Annotated in this window: 17 protein-coding genes; all 17 read right to left on the reverse strand. The window is 60.7% G+C overall.

Annotated features, from left to right (window positions below; translation table 11 throughout):
- Positions 1-134: 134 nt before the first annotated feature.
- Complete coding sequence (locus J3P93_RS26690) at positions 135-1,640, reverse strand: YdgA family protein (protein WP_434593676.1); 1,506 nt, start codon at positions 1,638-1,640, stop codon at positions 135-137.
- A gap of 319 nt (positions 1,641-1,959) precedes the next feature.
- Positions 1,960-2,595, reverse strand: a complete 636-nt coding sequence (locus J3P93_RS26695; protein WP_090288119.1) for an NADH:ubiquinone oxidoreductase subunit N — start codon at positions 2,593-2,595, stop codon at positions 1,960-1,962.
- 93 nt (positions 2,596-2,688) lie between these two features.
- Entirely contained in the window at positions 2,689-4,131 is a 1,443-nt protein-coding gene (locus J3P93_RS26700) for an efflux transporter outer membrane subunit (RefSeq protein ID WP_434593679.1), read from the reverse strand.
- The gene (locus tag J3P93_RS26705; protein WP_434593682.1) at positions 4,128-5,015 is read right to left on the reverse strand and encodes an efflux RND transporter periplasmic adaptor subunit; all 888 of its coding nucleotides are present in this window, start codon (positions 5,013-5,015) and stop codon (positions 4,128-4,130) included. The genes J3P93_RS26700 and J3P93_RS26705 overlap by 4 nt, the downstream gene beginning before the upstream one ends.
- Positions 5,012-5,221: a DUF1656 domain-containing protein gene (locus J3P93_RS26710; protein ID WP_434593685.1), complete on the reverse strand. Its 210-nt coding sequence runs from the start codon at positions 5,219-5,221 to the stop codon at positions 5,012-5,014. The genes J3P93_RS26705 and J3P93_RS26710 overlap by 4 nt, the downstream gene beginning before the upstream one ends.
- Positions 5,218-7,281, reverse strand: coding sequence for an FUSC family protein (locus J3P93_RS26715; RefSeq protein WP_434593688.1), 2,064 nt, complete (start codon positions 7,279-7,281; stop codon positions 5,218-5,220). Before J3P93_RS26715 ends, J3P93_RS26710 begins: the two co-directional genes overlap by 4 nt.
- On the reverse strand, positions 7,278-7,706 hold the full coding sequence (locus tag J3P93_RS26720; RefSeq protein WP_434598506.1) for a MarR family winged helix-turn-helix transcriptional regulator: 429 nt from the start codon (positions 7,704-7,706) through the stop codon (positions 7,278-7,280). The genes J3P93_RS26715 and J3P93_RS26720 overlap by 4 nt, the downstream gene beginning before the upstream one ends.
- A gap of 190 nt (positions 7,707-7,896) precedes the next feature.
- Entirely contained in the window at positions 7,897-9,366 is a 1,470-nt protein-coding gene (locus J3P93_RS26725; protein WP_434593691.1) for a Fic family protein, read from the reverse strand.
- A gap of 187 nt (positions 9,367-9,553) precedes the next feature.
- Positions 9,554-9,799 carry a type II toxin-antitoxin system Phd/YefM family antitoxin gene (locus J3P93_RS26730; protein WP_394505869.1) on the reverse strand — a complete coding sequence of 82 codons (246 nt, stop codon included), beginning with the start codon at positions 9,797-9,799 and terminating at the stop codon, positions 9,554-9,556.
- 89 nt (positions 9,800-9,888) lie between these two features.
- Entirely contained in the window at positions 9,889-10,134 is a 246-nt protein-coding gene (locus J3P93_RS26735) for a DUF2789 domain-containing protein (protein WP_434593695.1), read from the reverse strand.
- Positions 10,135-10,212: 78 nt separating this feature from the next.
- Positions 10,213-11,808, reverse strand: coding sequence for an efflux transporter outer membrane subunit (locus tag J3P93_RS26740; protein WP_434593698.1), 1,596 nt, complete (start codon positions 11,806-11,808; stop codon positions 10,213-10,215).
- The gene (locus tag J3P93_RS26745; protein ID WP_434593701.1) at positions 11,805-12,872 is read right to left on the reverse strand and encodes an HlyD family secretion protein; all 1,068 of its coding nucleotides are present in this window, start codon (positions 12,870-12,872) and stop codon (positions 11,805-11,807) included. Before J3P93_RS26745 ends, J3P93_RS26740 begins: the two co-directional genes overlap by 4 nt.
- 26 nt (positions 12,873-12,898) lie before the next feature.
- Positions 12,899-14,437, reverse strand: a complete 1,539-nt coding sequence (locus J3P93_RS26750; protein ID WP_434593704.1) for an MFS transporter — start codon at positions 14,435-14,437, stop codon at positions 12,899-12,901.
- Positions 14,438-14,660: 223 nt separating this feature from the next.
- Positions 14,661-15,578 carry a LysR family transcriptional regulator gene (locus tag J3P93_RS26755; RefSeq protein WP_434593706.1) on the reverse strand — a complete coding sequence of 306 codons (918 nt, stop codon included), beginning with the start codon at positions 15,576-15,578 and terminating at the stop codon, positions 14,661-14,663.
- A 197-nt stretch (positions 15,579-15,775) separates the two neighbouring features.
- Positions 15,776-16,642, reverse strand: coding sequence for an ABC transporter permease (locus tag J3P93_RS26760; RefSeq protein ID WP_434593709.1), 867 nt, complete (start codon positions 16,640-16,642; stop codon positions 15,776-15,778).
- Between the two features lie 20 nt (positions 16,643-16,662).
- Positions 16,663-17,523 (reverse strand): ABC transporter ATP-binding protein, encoded by an 861-nt coding sequence (locus tag J3P93_RS26765; RefSeq protein ID WP_434593712.1) that lies wholly within the window; start codon positions 17,521-17,523, stop codon positions 16,663-16,665.
- A 21-nt stretch (positions 17,524-17,544) separates the two neighbouring features.
- Positions 17,545-18,441: a TauD/TfdA dioxygenase family protein gene (locus J3P93_RS26770; RefSeq protein WP_434593714.1), complete on the reverse strand. Its 897-nt coding sequence runs from the start codon at positions 18,439-18,441 to the stop codon at positions 17,545-17,547.
- Positions 18,442-18,673 lie beyond the last annotated feature (232 nt).

The raw sequence follows: 18,673 nt of genomic DNA on the forward strand, positions 1-18,673 counted from the left end.
GTTTTCGCAACGCAATAATTGTTCAGAATCCCCGCAGCAGCCCGACCGGGACTGCGAAAACACGAACGCCAGACAGCAAAACGCCCGGCGTCTGTCGGTGACAAAGGCCGGGCGTTTCTATTAATGCCGCTGAATCACTGCACTTGCGTGACGCCAGCGAACTTGCTCATCAGGAAGCCGACGAACTGCTCGACGGTCATTTTCTGGCCGTTGAATTCGACTTGATTGGCCGCGTAATGCAGTTTGGTCACGACGTTGGTGCCGTCGACCACCGCCAGTTGCGAACCGACCGCCATGCCGGCAAACATGTCCGCCGCTTCCTTGGACTGATCGACAATGGCTTTGGCATCGGTCTGGCCATCGAGTTGCGCTTGCACGCTGAGCAGATCGACCAGCATCGGTTTCGATACCTGGATGTTCAGGTCCAGCAGTGCGATCAGTTGCTTGCCGAGTTGATCCGGCGGCAGATCCATCGACTGCGGTTTGGTCAGGTCGATCACCAGATTGGCGCGACTTTCACCGTTGGCGGTGTTGAACGAAAGGTTCTCCAGCGCCAGTTGCGGGCCGGCGGACAGCAGTTTCTGCAAGTCGGCTTTGACTTGCGCATTTTCCGCTTCGGTCAGGTTCAGCTCGGGTGCCGGCAAACCTTGAGCGGCCGCTTCGGCGGCGGCTTTTTCGTAAGGCTGCAGCTTGGTCTGGTAGATCTGCATCAGCGACATCGTCGACGGAATGTCGAGGTTCTTCAGACTCATGGCCATGGCCGCCGAGCCGACTTTCTTGTCGTTGAGCGTCACTTCGCCGATTTTGTAGTCAGCACGGCCAGAGGCATTGCTGGCGTTTTCTTCGGTGCGGTTCTTCATTTCGAAATTCTTCACACCCAGCACCATCGGTTGCGCACCGAAGGTAGTTTGGCTGCTGGTCACTTCCAGGGTGTTTTCCCCGGTGTAGTAGCCGTAGCTGCTCTTGGCCAGATTGCTGGCCAGGGTCAGGCCGTTGATTTCGACCTGCACCGGCGTCTGGTCTTCGGCCACGGTGACCAGTTTCAGGTTGTCCATATAACCGTCTGCCTTGACCTTCTGCGCCTGGGCGCTGGCGGAAATGTCCATGGTCAGGCCGGAAAACTTCAGGTTCGACTGTGCATCCAGCGCGGTTTCGAACGGCACCAGGTCAAGCGTGCTGGTGGTCGATTCGTCGTAGCCGATGTTGGTCACGCCTTTGAGCGGTGCGGCACCCTTGGTTGCGGCGAACCACTTTTCCGTGGTCGGGCTTTTTTCCAGCTCGTAGTTGCTGGTGGCCATGACCGGCAGCCACTTCAACGACACCAGCCGCGAGAACGGCAGCGGGCCGTGTTCGATGTGGTCGACAAACAGCAGCTCGACCGGCGCATCGCCGAACATCTCGCCTTCACCTTTGAGGCGGTAGTGCGCGGTGCTGGTGAAGGTGTGGCGCTCCAGCGACACCAGTTCCAGCGACGCCGTGCCGTTGGAGCCGGCCATGGCGGTCTGCAGCTCTTTGTTGGCATTGCTGACGGCGTTGTTCAATACGCCCTCGATCTTGGTCCCGGTGTACCAGGCCCCGCCCGCGCTGATCGCGCCGATGGCAACAACAATTCCGAGAAGCACGCCTGCTGATTTATTCATGAATGACCTGATCGATTTCCGTGGCTGTGAGTGTGGTCGTCTTCCCTGAACCCGTGACCGGGTCGCGGCTCGACTGCGCTGAATTCAGCGGTGGAGATTAGCACCGGGCACGGGATTGGGCCCAATGTTTAAAGGTTAAAGAGTGTCCATGGGGGGAATGGACAGTCGGCGGGCCGAGAGAGTTTCGCAATGAACACAGCCGCCATCGCTGGCAAGCCAGCTCCCACAAGGATCTCCAGCGAACACAAATTCTGTGAACACCACAAAACCTTGTGAGAGCTGGCTTGCCAGCGATGAGGCCGGTTGATTAAGTCGAGCATCAGGAATATTCAGCCTCGATCTCATCGAGTTGATGATCAAAGCTCTTCAGCCGCGCCGTCCAGGTGTAAACCAGCACTTCAAAGTCGCGATCAATCACCGCGCCCTCCGGTCCCTCGGCGCGTGGATCGCAGAAATCCAGTTGATAGCGTTCGCGGGCCATGGCCGTGGCAACGTCGGACAGTTCACGGGCATTGTTCAGCCAGTGCCAGCCCTCGTCGGCGATCTGCTTGTCGAGTTCCAGGCACTGTTTCTTCAGGGCTTCGAGGCTTTTTTCCAGCGGGGTGCCGGTGAGTTCGCCCATGACTTCGGCGAAAGTGCGCCCGGGCTGCCAGTAGCTGCCCCAGAAGTACCGGTCGAACACGGTTTCGACCCGGCGCAGGGCGACTTTGGTGTCCCAGATCAGCACCAGGACCTTGCCTTGTTCCAGCTGGCGTTTCTTGACCCGCTGCACTTGAACCGAAGCCCACGCGACCACGACGATCGCCATCACCGCGATCAGCGCCACGGCACTGTCGAGAAAGACCATGGCCGTGTCGATCTGGTGGGCCAGCATGATGCCGTAGAAATAGGTGGCCGATAGCAGCACCAGCGCTATCAAGGCGCACCAGAAGCCCAGAGCATAAGGGTTTTTCATTATTGGTTTCCCCCGGACCAGCGCCAGCGATGCGTGCAGAAGGCGCGCTTTGCACGGGGCGCGCCTCCAACACCTCAAAGCATAGCAATGGCCTCAGGGTTTGCCGGGACTTGAAGCGTGCGTTCGTCCGCTTTCCCAGCCACCGCCCAAGGCGAGGAACAAATCGATCTGGCTCATCGCGACTTGGGTGTTGGCGGCGGCCAGTTGCGCGGTGACATCGGTGTAGGTGCGGGTCGCTTGCAGGTCGGCGAGGAACGACTCGCGGCCAGCCTGGAAGAAGCGGTGCGTCTGCTCGGCGGCCAGTTTGGCTGACTGCTCGGCCTCGGCCAAGGCGTCGCGGCGTTGCAGCAGCGCACTGTACTGGGCCAGACCGGTCTGGGTTTCGCGGATAGCGTTGAGCACCACGCCGTCGAAATGCGCCAGTGCGCCCTGGGTGTTGGCCTCGGCTTCGCGGATGCGCGCGCGGGCGCCGTTGGTCGGCACTTTCCAGTTCAGCGACGGGCCAAAGCCCCAGCGATTGGTCGACGGATCACCAAGGTCATCGATGATGCCGACCGTGCCGATGGTCGCGCCGATGCTGATGTCCGGGTACAACTCGCCGGTGGCGATGCCGATCCCGGCCGTGGCAGCGGCCAGACGCCGTTCGGCCTGACGGATATCCGGGCGCCGCTTGAGCAATGCGGCGCCGTCACCGACCGGCAGCAACTGGGCGATTTTCGGCAGTTCCGCGCAACTGGCAGTGCCAGCGGGCAATTGATCGACCGGTTTGGCCAGCAGCATCGACAGACGGAACAAACCGGCCTGACGCGCCGCTTCGTAGCGCGGCATATCCGCGCGCAGGGATTTGAATTGGGTTTGCGAACGGGTGACCTGAGTTTCGTCGCCACGCCCGGCGTCGCGCAGACGCTGGATCAACGACGTGCTTTGCGATTGCAGGTCGAGGGAATGCTGAGCGATCTCGCGCTCTTCGTTGGCGGCACAGACCTGGGTGTAGGCGCGCACAACATCGGCAACCAAGGTGATGCGCGCGGTATCGGCGGCGGCCTGAGTCGCATCGGCGTTGGCTTTCGCCGCTTCGATGCCGCGTTGCAACGTGCCCCAGAGGTCGAACTGATACGAAGCGCTGATGCCGATATCGGCAATGTTGGCCACCGGCACTTTCTCCGGCAGCAGAAACGCCTGCCCGGATTCCTGCAACCGCTGGGCGCCCATTTTCACCCCGCCGCTCCAGCCGCCCGCCGCTTCGGCTTCATCGACCTGCGCCCGCGCGCGCTGCAGGTTGGCTGCGGCCACGCGCAAATCGCTGTTGGAGGCCATGGCCTGCTGCACCAGTTGATCCAGACGCGGATCCTGATACAGCCGCCACCAGTCCGCCGGCACCGGCGCCGAGACCACTGGTTTGCCGGCCACCGTCAGTTCGCCCTGAATGTCCTTGCGCTGAATCGCCGCGTCGTCAGGCACCTGATAATCCGGCCCGACCACCTGACACGCCGAGAGCATCAGGCCCAGCCCGGCGATCATCAGCGCCCTGCTCATTGCGCCGGCTCCTGCTGCTGATCATCAATGATCGCTACCGTGGCCGTGCGACCGGCGATCATGCGGAAATCTGCCGGCACCTCATCAAACGCGATACGCACCGGAATCCGCTGCGCCAGACGCACCCAGCTGAACGCCGGGTTGACGTTGGGCAACAGGTTGCTGCCGCTGGTGCGGTCACGGTCCTCGATGCCGGCAACGATGCTTTCGACGTGGCCGCGCAATCTGGCGCGGTCGCCGATCACGCGGATATCCACTGACTGACCGACATGAATGCCGTCGAGTTTGGTTTCTTCGAAGTAGCCGTCGATGTGGAAGGAATTGCTGTCGACCACCGACAACACCGGCCGCCCGGCGGTGACGAATTCCTGCGGACGCGGCGCGCGGTCGTTGACGTAACCGTCGACCGGGCTGCGGATCACCGAACGGTCGAGGTTGAGCTGCGCACTGTCCACTGCCACCAACGCCTCGGCCAGCGCCGATTGCGCGCGCGCCACGCGCGACTGGCTTTCTTCCAGTTGCTCGGCCGGCACCAGGTTGCCCAAGCCACGGTTGCGCTTGGCTTCCCGCTGCGCCTGAGCGAGGGTTTCTTCGCGGTCGGCGACCGCAGCCTTGGCCTGACGCAGGGCCAGTTTGAAACGGTCCTGGTCGATGCTGAACAACACCTGGCCGCGCTTGATCAGCTGGTTGTCCTTCACTTCCACCTGCTGGATCAGCCCGGACACGTCCGGGGCGATCTGAATGATGTCGGCGCGGATGTGGCCGTCGCGGGTCCACGGCGCAAACATGTAATACATCACCATGCGCCAGACGAGGACCACGGCGAACGTCACGATCAGCAGGGTCAGGACCACGCGACCAATAGTCAGAAACGGTTTTTTCATGTCATCAGGTATCGACTGAGTGAGTCCACGCCGTACAGCAGCACGGCGTAAAGCGCCACGTTGAACAATGCCCGGTGCCAGACCAGACGGTAAAAGCGCAGGCGTTGCAGCACGCCATGCACCAACACAAACAACACATAGGTGATGCCCATCAAAACCAGCAGCGTCGGCAGAAAGATGCCGCTGATGTCCAGATCACCAATCATAGGGGCGCTCCATCGGGCAGCGGTTCTTCGGGCTCGGCGCTGGAGACGAATTCGACGCCGGGCAGCAGGGCCAGACGCAAACCGCTCAGGGCGTGCAGCAGATGCAGACGGGTTTCATGGTCACCCTGGCCATTCAGCGCGCGACGGGTACGGTCGAGGGTCATCAGCAGACCGCTCGGCGCTGGCAGGCGTTCGCCAGCCTTGAGGCAGGCGCGGAAATACTCGCCGACCTCGCTGACCACTTGCTGCAACAAAGCCTTGGCCGCACCGGTGACGCGCGGGGTGTAGGCCAGCAAATCGAGCATGTTCAGCCCCACGCGCACTTCGCGCATGGCGATGCCGGTGTCTTGGCCGGTCAGGGCCAGACGCGGCAAATGCTGCATCAGCCGATCAAGCAGTTGCACGCCCAGTTGCCGGTGCTCGGCGAGGTTGGCCGGCTCGGTCATGCGCACAATGTCTTTCCAGCTGAAACGGGTCAGACGCTTGGCCGCCAGTTCCGCGCCGAACGGCCGCGCCACCAGCGTCCAGATGAAAGCGAACAGCAGGCCGATCGGCCCTGCCAGGTTGGAATTCACGAAAGCGAAAAAGTCGGCATCGTAAGCGCCCTGAATGCTGATGAACGACGAGGTGTTGACCAGCGTCAGCAGCATGCCCAGATAAAAACGCGGCTGCACGGTCAGCGTGCCGACGCAAATGAACGGTACGGAAAACGCCAGAACCAACATCGGGAAGTCATGCAGGTTGGGCAGGATCAAAAACAGATAAAGGCTGGCGAACAGCACCGACATGCCGGTCCAGAAAAAGAACCGGTAAATCTGCGGTGCCGGGTCATCCATCGAGGCGAAGAAACTGCACGCGACCGCGGCTAGAATCACCGCGCTGCCGCCGTCCGGCCAGCCGAGCAGAATCCACAACACCGAAGCGACAATGATCGCCAGAATCGTCGACGCCACTGAATACAGCATCAGCCCGCGATCAATGAACGGCGTCAACCGGCCGAGGCGCCAGTGGCGATAAACGGCGCGCCAGCTGTCCTGGCGTTCGCACAGAATCGCGTCCTGCAGACTGCGACAGTCCTGCCACAGATCGATGAATTCACCGAGGCGATACAGCGCGTTGGAGAACAGCAACTGTTTGCGGTCTTCCAGCGCCTCAGCGCTCGGCTGTAAAGCTTCGAGCTGATCTTTCAGCGCTTGCCAGCGACCGAGGTCAGCATCTGCATGGCTCAGCCATTCGCGAGCTGCCATCAGCAGCGGCTGGAATTGTTCGACCAGTTCCGGGGTGCGCCGCTCGAGGGCATACAGCGAATCTTCCAGCGCATCGATCACCGGCAGCAGGTGGATCATCCGCCCGCGCAGCTCCTTGGTGTTGCGCACGGTCTGCGGACGCGCGCCTTCGTGGGGCAACTGGCCGATCATCAGTTCAAGACTGTTGAAACTGGCGACCATGGCCATGCGCAAAGCCGTGACTTCCTCGGGCTGCACATCGCGGCTGAGAAACTTCTGGCTGTAGGTGGTGGCATCGGCAAACCACTTGCCCACCGCATCGTTGAACACCGGTGCCAGGCGACGCGGCCAGAACATCGCCCCGACCACCGCGGCGACGGCGATGCCGAGAAAAATCTCTTCGGTCCGCGCCTCGGCCACATCCCATACCGCCAGCGGGTTATCGACCACTGGCAGGGCGATCAGCGGCAAGGTGTAACCGGCAAGCATCAACGCGTAACTGTTGGCGGTGCGCAGGTGCAGCGACATGAACAGCAGGATCCCGGTCCACAAGGCGATCACCACCACCAGCACATACGGGCTCTGCACGAACATCGGCACAAATAGCACCGCCGCGGTAGCGCCGAGAAAAGTGCCGATTGCACGGTACAAGGCCTTGGAACTCGTCGGGCCGAGAAACGGGCTGGAGACGATATACACCGTAGCCATCGCCCAATACGGACGCGGCATTTGCATGAGCAGCGCGATGTACAGCGCAATCATCGACGCTGCAAAGGTACGGACCCCGTAGAACCAGTCCCGGGCCGGCGGAATGCCAGTGAAAAAACCGTTCAAGAATTGACCACCACAGGCGGACTGGCCGCCTCAAAAGCCCTGAGTACCCGAAGCGTAGCTTCCAGATCACTGCGCTCAATGCCTTCGAGCACTTCATGGCGCAAGCGCACCAGCTCGACCTCCACCGCTTGCACCAGCTCACGACCACGGTCGGTCAGGCTCAGACATTTGGCGCGGCGATCCTGGGCATCTTCGGTACGGCAGACGTAACCGGAATGACACAACTGATCGAGCAAGCGCACTAGCGACGGGCTCTCCATGCCGGCGGCCTGAGCCACCTGAACCTGGCGCACACCTTCGCCAAGACGCCCGATCATCAACAATGGAACGGCGCAGGCTTCGGAAATTCCATAGTTCACCAGCGTGGTCTGGCAGATCTTCCGCCAATGCCGCGCGGCCACCACCATTGCGCTGCTGATGTTCATCTGGAGATTGTCGAGGGAATCGGACACGGGAAACGAACACTGTTAGTTTGCTAACTATCAATATCGCATTGGAGAGGAAATTCAGTCAAGTTTTGAAACAAATATGTGAGGGGGGGTTCGCCACAGCTCTTTGATTGAACGCCTTCAACAGTCCAGGGCCTGGCACCAGTGCTCGCACTTAATTGAAGCTTTAGCCTCCATAGGCTGAGGACATTTCCTCGATAAAGTCGAACACCTCCTCCGACACGCTGTACTGAAATTGCTTGCGGCGATGTTTTGAAACCTTCCCAGCGTTGTCCAGGCACATCATCACCAACCTCGAAAGATCGCTTCCTCGAACATCGAAACGATCATTTACCGCTTTGATGACGAAATCGTATTTTTCAAGAAATTCAGTCTCCTCTCGTAGCTCAACCTCAAGCGCTCGCAAGGCCATCTGCAAAGTAAATTCTGCGCAATGAGTAGCATCCCAGAATCGGTAGATAGCGTCGTGACCGATGAAATCGAATGTCATCTGGTCGGAGTCCAGCCAAGTGACACTCCAAAACTCTCTCGCTGGTTTCGAGAACGCTTTCAGCGTTTGCAGATAGTTGGATTCCTCATGCTTCATCGCCACGGAAACGGGTAACAAAAAGCCATTTCGCAGAGCACCGGACTGGCAGAGGATCTGGTGAATGAGGAAGCGTGAGAGTCGCCCGTTGCCATCCATGAATGGGTGAAGAAAAACAAAACCGAAAGCCACAACCGCTGCCGCTATCAGCGGCTCCACCTGCTTCGCTGAGTGATTGGCGAACGTCATCAACTCCTCCATCAACTCACGACACAATTGCGCAGCTGGCGGCACATAACTGACGCCCGCGGCGCCTCTCAAGCCGTTGTGTAAATGGTTCTGTTGATGACGGAAGAGCACTGCTTTATCGAAGGGATTCGAGACCGTGCTGTTTTGCAACTCGACCAGATAGTCCTCGCTCAGCTCTGTACGCTCGTGAGCTTGGCGCAAAAGTCGAACAAATCGCCGCGATTTTTCTTCGCTGGGCTCTTCTTTCTCGATAGCGAAGGAATCGCGAGTCTCATGCAGATAGGCCCAATTGATTGCCCGATCCATCATCTCCGGCGGCAACGTCGCCATGAAAACCTGGGCTCGCCCAACGATGTCCAGATCGATCAGCTCCTGTAGCCTCACCGTTCGTTCAACGGTGGCGCAGTAATGCAATGACCCCAAACCATTGAAATCGACTCGCCAGCGACTATTCCGAACCGCTGGCCCGGTGACGTATCGCTTGGGATCGAACAAGGCGACGACGCTGCCTCGAACCGGGACGGAGTAGTCCAGCTGTTTGCCGGTAAAGCTTTCCCATAGAAAACAGGTCTTACGGATAAATACGCCATTAGGGGATCTGCCCAGCTCGCTTGATAAATCGCTCGCTTCAACAAATTCCAGCGCCTGGGCAAGAATGCACAGGTTTATTCCTTCATGCTTTAGCGCAAACAGAATGTGCTCTAGCGTTGATCCCCGTGCAGGCGCAACGGCGGCTGGAACAGCAAGACAATCACCGATCAAGGTAATTCTGGTGACCGGTTTGATCATAGCGATGCGCTTTGGAGTGAATGCCTTGAGCTTCAGCGCGTCACGCAGGTAGGCGTATCCAACAGTTGGCATCGTCATCTTCCACAAAAAATCTACAGCGACGATTAAAGCCCAGATTTTTTTACAGCAACCATGTTTTTTTTACATTTCAGCCCTTTCCTACATTTTTTTTTACACGCTGCACCCCTTGCGTGATTGCTCCCGCTACGAACGACGCAGCTTGCTCCACTCGTGGTTCCCCGACGACAGAAACTTAAACCTACAAATCATCCAGACGTAACGAAATGGGTGTTTCGTGAGCTCGGGAACTCATAATTTGCATAAGCTCAAGATCATCAAGCCGCTCGACCAACGCTCCATACACGTCAGCAGGCACCATGTAGCCCACGACCCGGTGGTGATTGAGTATTGCCACAACACCGCCTTTCGCGCCTTTTAGCACGGCAGAAGGATTTTTCTTCAATTCAGAAATACTGACAGCCATATCGGCCAGAACGTCTTGCATGGTGAGGGCCTTGAATGCGATCGAAATTTCGGTCGATATCGAAGCTTATCAATTGTTGCGGTGACAGAGGTCGCAAAGGATCACTCTAGTCATCTCACTCGCCCCTTACGCAACATCACATCCAACTGATCCACCACCTCCGCCCAATCCGCATCCTCCAGAATCTCGTCGCGCAAGAACTGCGCCTGGCTTTTCGACCAGAAAAACGCATCGGCCAAATGTAAATCCGGCTTGAGCGGGGAATGGCTGGCGATGAATTGGTCGATGCCGGTGGCGTCGTCAGCGAGGCCGAGCTGTTTGAACAGGGCCGGGAGGCTGTGTTGTGGTTTTTCCATGCTGCAACTCCTCTGGCATTCAGGCGTGGCGTTGAACTGCTTGATCCATTGGAGTTGAGCATAGCTGGCGCTGTTGGTTCAGGGCTTCGCGACGTCCGGCGTAGCCGCAGCCATCGGCTGCGCCGGATACACCGATTGCCATCCGCCACCCAGTGCCTTGTACAAGCCGACCACCGCCAGCGAAACGCCGGTGGAGCTTTCTACCCACTGTTCCTGGGTCGCCAGCAAAGCGCTCTGCACGGTGAGGACGTTGACGAAATCGGACACGCCTTCGACGTATTGTTGCTGCGCGGTGCGCAGGGCGATCTGGTTCTGGCGCACAGCTTCGGCGAGGCTGTCGCGGCGGCGCTGGCTGGCGTTGTAAGCGCTGAGCTGATCGTCGATTTCATGCCAGGCGCGCAGCACGGTTTGCTGATAGGCGATGGCCGCTTCCTGCTGTTGCGCTTCGCGCAGTTGCAGCATGCCGCGCAGGCGCCCGCCGTCGAAGAGCGGCAGGCTGAACTGTGGGCCAATGCCGAACGCGCGCGAGCCCCATGAACCGAAATCGCTGAGCTGCATGGCTTGCGAGCCGAGGTTGCCGGACAAGGTGATGCGTGGGTAGAAATCACCCTTGGCCACGCCGATCATGGCGGTGGCCGCGTGCAGGCGTGCTTCGGCCTGGCGGATGTCGGGGCGTCGTTCGGCCAGTTGCGATGGCAGGCCGATCGCTACTTGCAACGGCGACTGCGGCACCGCTGCGTCGGTGGATAACTCTTTGGCCAAGGCATGCGGCGGTTCGCCCATCAACAGGCTGATTGCGTTGATCAGTTGCGCCTGGCGCTGCTCCAGCGCCGGCAGACGCGCTTCGATGGCGGCGACTTGCGCGGCGGCTTCGGCGACGTCCAGATCGGTCGCCACACCGTCGGCCAGTCGCAGTTGCGAAAGCTTGAGGCTGTGACGGGCGACGTCGAGGTTCTGTTCGGTGACGGCGCGGGTGTTCTGCACGCCGCGCAACTGGATGTAGCTTTGCGCGGTGTCGGCCAGCACGGTCAATAAGACACCACGGCGGTCGTTATCGGCGACTTGCAGATTGGCGTCAGCGGCTTCGGTTTCACGGCGCACACGACCCCAGAAGTCCAGCTCCCAGGATGCGGAGAAACCGGCATCCCACAGGTTGAACGCTGAATCGCCGTTATGCCCCGATGGATCGTTCAAGCCTTCGCCACTGTTGCGCTTGCGTGCGTAGCTGCCGCTGGCGGCGGTGTTCGGGTAACGCTCGGCGGTGATCACCTGACGGGCCGCGCGGCTTTGCTGCAGGCGGCTGCTGGCCAGTTGCAAATCGAGGTTGCTGCGCACGGCGCGCTGGGTGAGTGCCGAGAGCTGCGGATCGTTGAAAACTTCCCACCAGCGCTCGTTGAGCGGTTCGCTGACGGCCTGGCTGGGGGCGGATTTGGCGGGTCTGGCCCAGTCGCTGATTTGCGTGGCTTCGGGCTTTTGGAAGTCCGGGCCGACAGTGCAAGCGCTGAGACTCATGGTGAGCAACGCACCCAAAGTGATGTGCTGCCACTGGCCCCATCGCTGGCAAGCCAGCTCCCACAGGGATTGCGCGGGCTGTCCAGATTTTTCAGGGCTGCCCATGGACCCTGTGGGAGCTGGCTTGCCAGCGATGAGGCCAGTCAATTCAACACCGGTCATCGCTGTACCACCTCGCGATCGGCCTTCACATCCGCGGTATGAATGCTCGCCTCCACCGACATCCCCACCCGCAACCGCTCGGCCAATGGCTGGCCCGGCTCCAGCATGATTTTCACCGGAATCCGCTGCACGACTTTGGTGAAGTTACCGGTGGCGTTGTCCGGCTTCACCGCGGCAAACGTCACGCCGGTCGCTGGCGCAATACTTTCGACGCGGCCGCTTAACGTTTCACCACCAAGGCTGTCGACGCGCACCTGCACGTCCTGCCCCGGCTGCACGTCGGTCAACTGGGTTTCCTGAAAATTCGCTACTACATAGGCCTGCTGCAACGGCACCACCGCCAACAGCTTGCTGCCCGGCGTCACGTAGGCGCCGACACGCACCGCGCGCTCGCCGATCATGCCGTCCTGTGGCGCGGTGATGCGCGTGTAGGAGAGGTTGAAACTGGCGATTTCCAGCGCCGCTTGCGCGTGTTTCAGACTGCCTTCGGCGGCGTCCCGTTGCGCCGTGAGGATTTCCACTTGCTTACGCTCGGCGGCCAGTTTCGCCGTCGCCGTGTCGAGCTGCGCCGAGGCTTGATCGATCCGCGTACGCGCCTGTTGTGCATTCTGCACCGTGCCGGCACCGACACCGGCGAGGTGGTTGTAGCGGTTCAGTTCCTGCTGGGCGAATGCCATCTCAGCCTTGGCCGACACCACCGAGGCCTGAGCCTGGGCAATCAGTGAGGTCTGGCGCTCCAGCGTCGCCTGGGCATTCTGTAGCTGCGCTCGCGCGACCAGGGTTTGCGCGTCCGCCGCTTCAGCCGCGGCACGTAAATCACGGTCATCGATCAGCGCCAGCAATTGCCCGGCCTTGACCTGCTGGTTGTCCTCGACCAGCACTTGCTTGATGAACCCGGCGACGCGCGGCACCACCAGCGTGTAGTCCGCCGAGATAAAGGCATCGTTGGTGCTTTGCTCGGTGCGTTTACCAAACAGGCCGGGCAGCGCCAGATACACCAGCACGCCGACGGCCAGCGCAGCGGCAACGGCCGCCGCGAGTTTTTGCTTTGCTTGAGTCGTCATAAAAACCTTCTGTTTCAGTGCAGCGATCAAGTCGGCGCGCGCGGCGGATAGATCCGCGTCGGCAGCCAGAAAATCAGCAGAATCAAAACCAGCGCGACGCCGGCCATGCATAGATAAAGATCCGAAGAAGTCAGCACCACGGCCTGTTCGTGCAGGCGATGGGCGAGCCCCGGATCGCTTTGATCGGCCAGCGGCGAATTGCCGAGACTGTCGACCAACATGCTCGAATGAAAATGCAGGCGCGAGGTGGTCAGCGCCTCGATCACCCCGGTGGCGATCACCGCTGACAGCCCTTTGACGGTGTTGAACCACGCCGAGGCGAACGGCCCGTCGAGCGGGGTGATGCTGCCGGTGGACAGCATCAGCAGCGGCAACACCGCCATCGGCTGGCCGAGAATCTGCAACCACTGCAGCACATAAAAATCATCGCGAATCCACGCCGAGGTCAGATGCGACCCGCCCAGGCATGACAGCGCCAGCAGGCTCAAACCGATCCCCAGCACCCAGCGGCAATCGACCCAGCGCAGGTTGCACAGCGCCGCCACCAGCGGCAGCGCGAGCAACTGCGGCAAGGCGGCGATCAGCATGATCGGCGCGGTCTGCACCGGGCGATAACCTTGCACCTGGGCCAGATAACTCGACGGAATCAGCACCACGGCGAGTAACACCACCAGCACACCGGCCAGCGTCATCAGGGCGAACGACAGGTTGCGAATGCCGAGCATCTGCAATTTGAAAAACGGAATCGGCTGCGACCACTCGTTGATCAGAAACGCCACCAGCAACAGCGAGCCGGCACCGAGCAAGGCGCAGATCAGGTTCGATTCGAACCAGTCCAGGCGATTGCCTTGCAGCAGGCCGATGACCAGCATGCAGATCGCCGGAAACCCCAGCAGCAGGCCTTTCCAGTTGAAGGTTTTCAGGCGTTCGAGGCGCAGCGGGTCCTGCGGAATGCCATAGGCCACCGCCGCCATGGCGATCAGGCACGGCACCACGATTTGCCAGAACGTCCATTGCCAGCCGACGTACTCGGTCCACAAACCGGCCAGCGGCGTGCCCAGTCCCGGGCCGAAGGTCGCGGTGAGCGCATAACCGGCCAGTCCGTACAGCTTGATGTTCGCCGGCAGGAAACGCAGGGCGACGGTCATCAACATCGGCGGCAAAGCGCCGCCCGCCAGCCCTTGCAAGGTGCGCATCAGCAGCAGGCTTTCGTAATTCGGCGCGAACGGGCACAGCACACCGAGCAAGGTGAACAGACTGATCGCGCACAAGGTGAAGCGCCGTAGCGAGAAGGTCACCGAGCACCACGGCGCGAACGCCATGGCCGCGACCGAGGTGGCGGTGTAACTGGCGACCAGCCAGGTGCCTTCGTCGTAACCGATGTGCAGCGCGCCGCGAATATCGGCGAGGGCGACCTTGGTCACCATCTCGTTGAGGCCCGACACCAGCACCGCCAGCAGCACGCCGACCAGGCCAATGATGATCCGCGCCCCGAACACCGGTGGCGCAGCCGCCGTCGCCGGATTGGCCGCCGCGATAGGCGCCGCGGCCGTCAGGGATGTCATGAATACACGCTCCGGAGAGAAAAATACCGGAGCATTTTAGTGGGGCTTGGCAATGCCGAAAATTGACTTATTGGCAGGTTATAAGTGCATCAGACACAACGATTAACACCTGTAGGAGTGAGCCTGCTCGCGATAGCGGTCTGTCAGTCGATTCAGGTGTCGAATGACACACCGCTATCGCGAGCAGGCTCACTCCTACAGAGGGTTTGTGTGGGTTCGCGAATCAGGGCTGTGCCGCCAGCCACGTTTCATCGCAGCAGGTTTTCAGGGTTTCGCGCAGCCAGCGGTTTGCCGGGTCCTTGTCGAAGCGCGGGTGCCAGGCTTGGGTCAGCATCAGCATCGGCAAGGGGATCGGCAGGTTGAACGAGCGTAGCTTCAGGCCCAGGCGGCGGACACTGAGCAGGGCTTCCTTGGGTACCGGCAGGATCAGGTCGGAATCCGGCAGAGCGAACATCGCCGCATGGAAACTCGGCGCGATCACCGCCACCCGCCGCTCCAGGCCCAACGCATTCAGTGCGGTATCGATAGGGCCGCGGGCGATGCCCCGGCGCGACATGCTGATGTGGGAAAAACCGGCGTAGCGCTCAGCGGTGATTTCGCCATCGAGCAGCGGATGGTCTTCGCGCACCAGACCGACAAAATGCGTCGAGAACAGGTTCTGCACTTTCACTTCAGGCGTGACCGGCCGGGTGTTGCTGACGCTCAGGTCGATGCGTCCTTCGCGCAGCGCCTCGTCGTCGCCGTCGCCTTCCGGGACGAAGCGCAGTTCGCAGTGCGGGGCGAGTTTGTCGAGGGTGTCGAAGAGCTTGCCGCCGTAGACGCCGACGAAAAAGTCATTGGCGCGAATGCTGAAGCGCCGACGCAGGGTGCCCAGTTCCACGCTGTCGGCAGAGCGAAACAGCAGCGCGGCCTGCTCGACCACGTCGCGCACCTGTTCGCGCAGCTCGAGGGCCTTGGGTGTCGGTACCAGACCGCGGCCGGCGCGCACCAGAATCGGATCGCCGATGGCCTCGCGGATCCGCGTCAACGTGCGGCTCATCGCCGCCGGGCTGAGATTCATTCGCCGCGCCGCACCGACCACACTGCCCTCGTCGAGCAGAGCGTCGAGGGCGACCAGCAGGTTCATGTCCGGGAGTTGCATGCCGAGCACTCTTGGCTGATCGGGATTGATCCGGGCGCAATGCTAGCAAACATTTTTCAGAGATGTCGGCGCCGGACAGGACGCCATCGCTGGCAAGCCAGCTCTCACAGTGCCTTGGGAGTTCACAATATTTGCGGCCACCGCAAAACCTGTGGGAGCTGGCTTGCCAGCGATGAGGCCGGCCGCCACACCAAAAATCAGCGCTGCATACCCCACCGCTTCACCGTCACCCGCTCCAGCGAATCGAACACCAGATTCTCCACCAGCAAGCCAATCAGAATCACCACGGCCAACCCGGCGAACACCTTGTCGGTGTACAGTTCGTTGCGGTTCTGGAAGATGTACCAGCCGAGGCCGCCCTTGCCGCTGGTGGCGCCGAACACCAGTTCTGCCGCGATCAGGGTGCGCCAGGCAAACGCCCAGCCGATCTTCAGCCCGGCCAGAATCGACGGCAGCGCCGCCGGAATCAGGATGAACAGGACCAGGCGCAAGCCTTTCAAACCGTAATTGCGCCCGGCCATGCGCAGCGTCTCGGAGACGCCCATGAATCCCGCATAGGTGTTCAGCGCCAACGCCCACAGCACCGAATGCACCAGCACAAAAATCAGGCTGTTCTGCCCCAGACCAAACCACAGTAGCGCCAGCGGCAACAGCGCGATGGCCGGTAGCGGGTTGAGCATGGAAGTCATTGTGCTGAGCAGATCGCGGCCCAATTGCGTCGACACCGCCAGCGTGGTCAGGGCGAAGGCGAGGACGATACCGATCAGATAACCCTTGATCAGCACCACCAGCGAAATCCATACCTTGACCAACAGCTCACCGCTGAGCAAGCCGTCGAACAGCGCATGGCTGGTCTGCAGGAAACTCGGCAGCATCAAGTCGTTGTTCTGGATCCGCGCGACCACTTCCCAGATGATCGCCAGAACGATCAGGATCAAACCTTTGCGCAGCCAGCCCTGCTGCCACAGCCGCGTACCGAGCGACAGTTCACGCTCGACCGGCACGGACGTCAGCGGCTCAAGCTCGATTTCGAATTCTTCACGCACAGATGATGAATGGCTCATCGGGTAGTCCTCCTGGCCGCTCAATAGGCGATGCGAATGTCGTTGAAGTCGTGATCACGTTCGGTGTCCGGCGACTGGCCTTCGTCGAACAGCAGTCGGTGAATGCGCCGCGCCGACTCCTGAAACGCCACACCGCCAAGGCTGTGCAGATCGTATTGATGGCTGTGCACTTCGGCGCGCACGCGCCCCGGATGGGGCGACAGCAACAGAATGCGATTGCCGACCACCAGCGCCTCTTCGATCGAATGGGTGACGAACAGCAAGGTGAAGCGCACTTCTTGCCAGAGCAGCAGCAATTCCTCCTGCATCTTGCGTCGGGTCAGCGCGTCCAGTGCAGCGAACGGCTCGTCCATCAGGAGGATTTTCGGTTGCATCGCCAGTGCCCGGGCAATCGCGACCCGCGCTTTCATGCCGCCCGACAGGGTGTGCGGATAGGCATCGGCGAACGCCGCCAACCCGACCTTTTCCAGATAGTGCAGCGCACGTTCTTCGGCGTGTTTTTTGTTCAGCGTGCGCGAGGCCAGCAGCGGAAACATCACGTTCTGTTTGACGGTTTTCCACGGCGGTAGTTGATCGAATTCTTGAAACACCACAATCCGGTCCGGCCCCGGCGCTTCGACGCGCTGGCCTTGCAAGCGGATCTCGCCTTCGGACGGCTGGATGAAACCGGCGACCGCTTTTAGCAAAGTCGACTTGCCGCAACCGGACGGGCCTAGCAGCACGTAACGATCGGCCGGGTCGATTTCGAAACTGACCTGGTGGGTAGCGCGCACCACGCGTTGCGGCGTGCGATATTCGAGGCTGACGTGATCGACCGCCAGCAGCGCTTCGCTGCGAGCGACCGGGTTGCTGGCCGCGTGGCCTGGCAAGGGAGCGTTCATGGTTTGATCAATCTCCGCAAATCAGAAAGGCGCATCGCCCTGGATGGTCGTGCGATACAGCTTGCGGCGCAGGTGCGCGGGGCAGCCGGCAGCGAGGTGGATCAGCGAGCGGTTGTCCCAGAACACCAGATCATGCGGTTGCCACTGATGGCGGTAGATGTTTTGCGGCTGCACGCTGTGGGCGTAGAGCTCACTCAGCAGTTGCTGACTCTCGTCTTCCGGCAGGCCGACGATGCGCGTGGTGAAGCCTTCGCTGACAAACAGCGCCTTGCGGCCGTTTTCCGGGTGCGTGCGCACCACCGGATGCACGACTTCGGCGACTTGCGCCAGTTGTTCCGGGGTCAGGGTCGGGCGCCAGTTGCCCTCGAATTTGGTTTCGCTGTAACGCGCGGTGTACGAGTGCGCAGCGAAGCGGCCTTCGACAGCCTTGCGCAGCGCGGCGGGCAGGTTGTCCCAGGCTTTGTGCATGTCGGCGAACAGCGTGTCGCCACCCTCCTCGGGCAATTCCTGGGCGTGAAGCATCGAACCGAGGCTCGGCAGCTCTTTATAGGAGAGATCGGAATGCCAGAACTTGCCGGCGTCACCGAGACCAATGTTCTGGCCATTCTCGATGATGTTGGAAACGATGAGGATTTCCGGGTGATTGGCCAGCAGGAACTGCTTGAGCACGTGGATCTGCAGCACACCGAAGCGGCGGCTGAAATCGATCTGCTGTTGCGGGGTGATCCGTTGGTCGCGAAACACCACGACATGGTAATCAAGGTGCGCGCGATGAATGCGCGCGAAATCCTGGTCATTGACCGGCCGGCTCAGATCGAGGCCAACGATTTCGGCGCCGACGGCACCACTGAACGGGCGAATTTCAAAGGTTTGCGGCGCGGCGGTCGCGGCGCTCGGGGCGGCAGTAGCTGCGGACATCTTTCCATCTCCCACGCACGGCGCGCTCACGGGCGCGCTCGTCGATCAGACACTCACGCTGGATTGCGTGTTGGTTCAGCTCGTGCGGCGCGCCGATTGGTCGGCAGGTACGCAGTGGGATGACTTTATAGGTATAAGAATCGGAAATTAAATACCGTTAGAGAATAACGATATGGCGGTTGGTGCGGGCTGGGTGACGATTTATGTCACTTAGCGACGGACAGTAGCGAAT

The sequence above is a fragment of the Pseudomonas sp. R3-57 genome, assembly GCF_051132065.1.
Taxonomy (GTDB): Bacteria; Pseudomonadota; Gammaproteobacteria; order Pseudomonadales; family Pseudomonadaceae; genus Aquipseudomonas.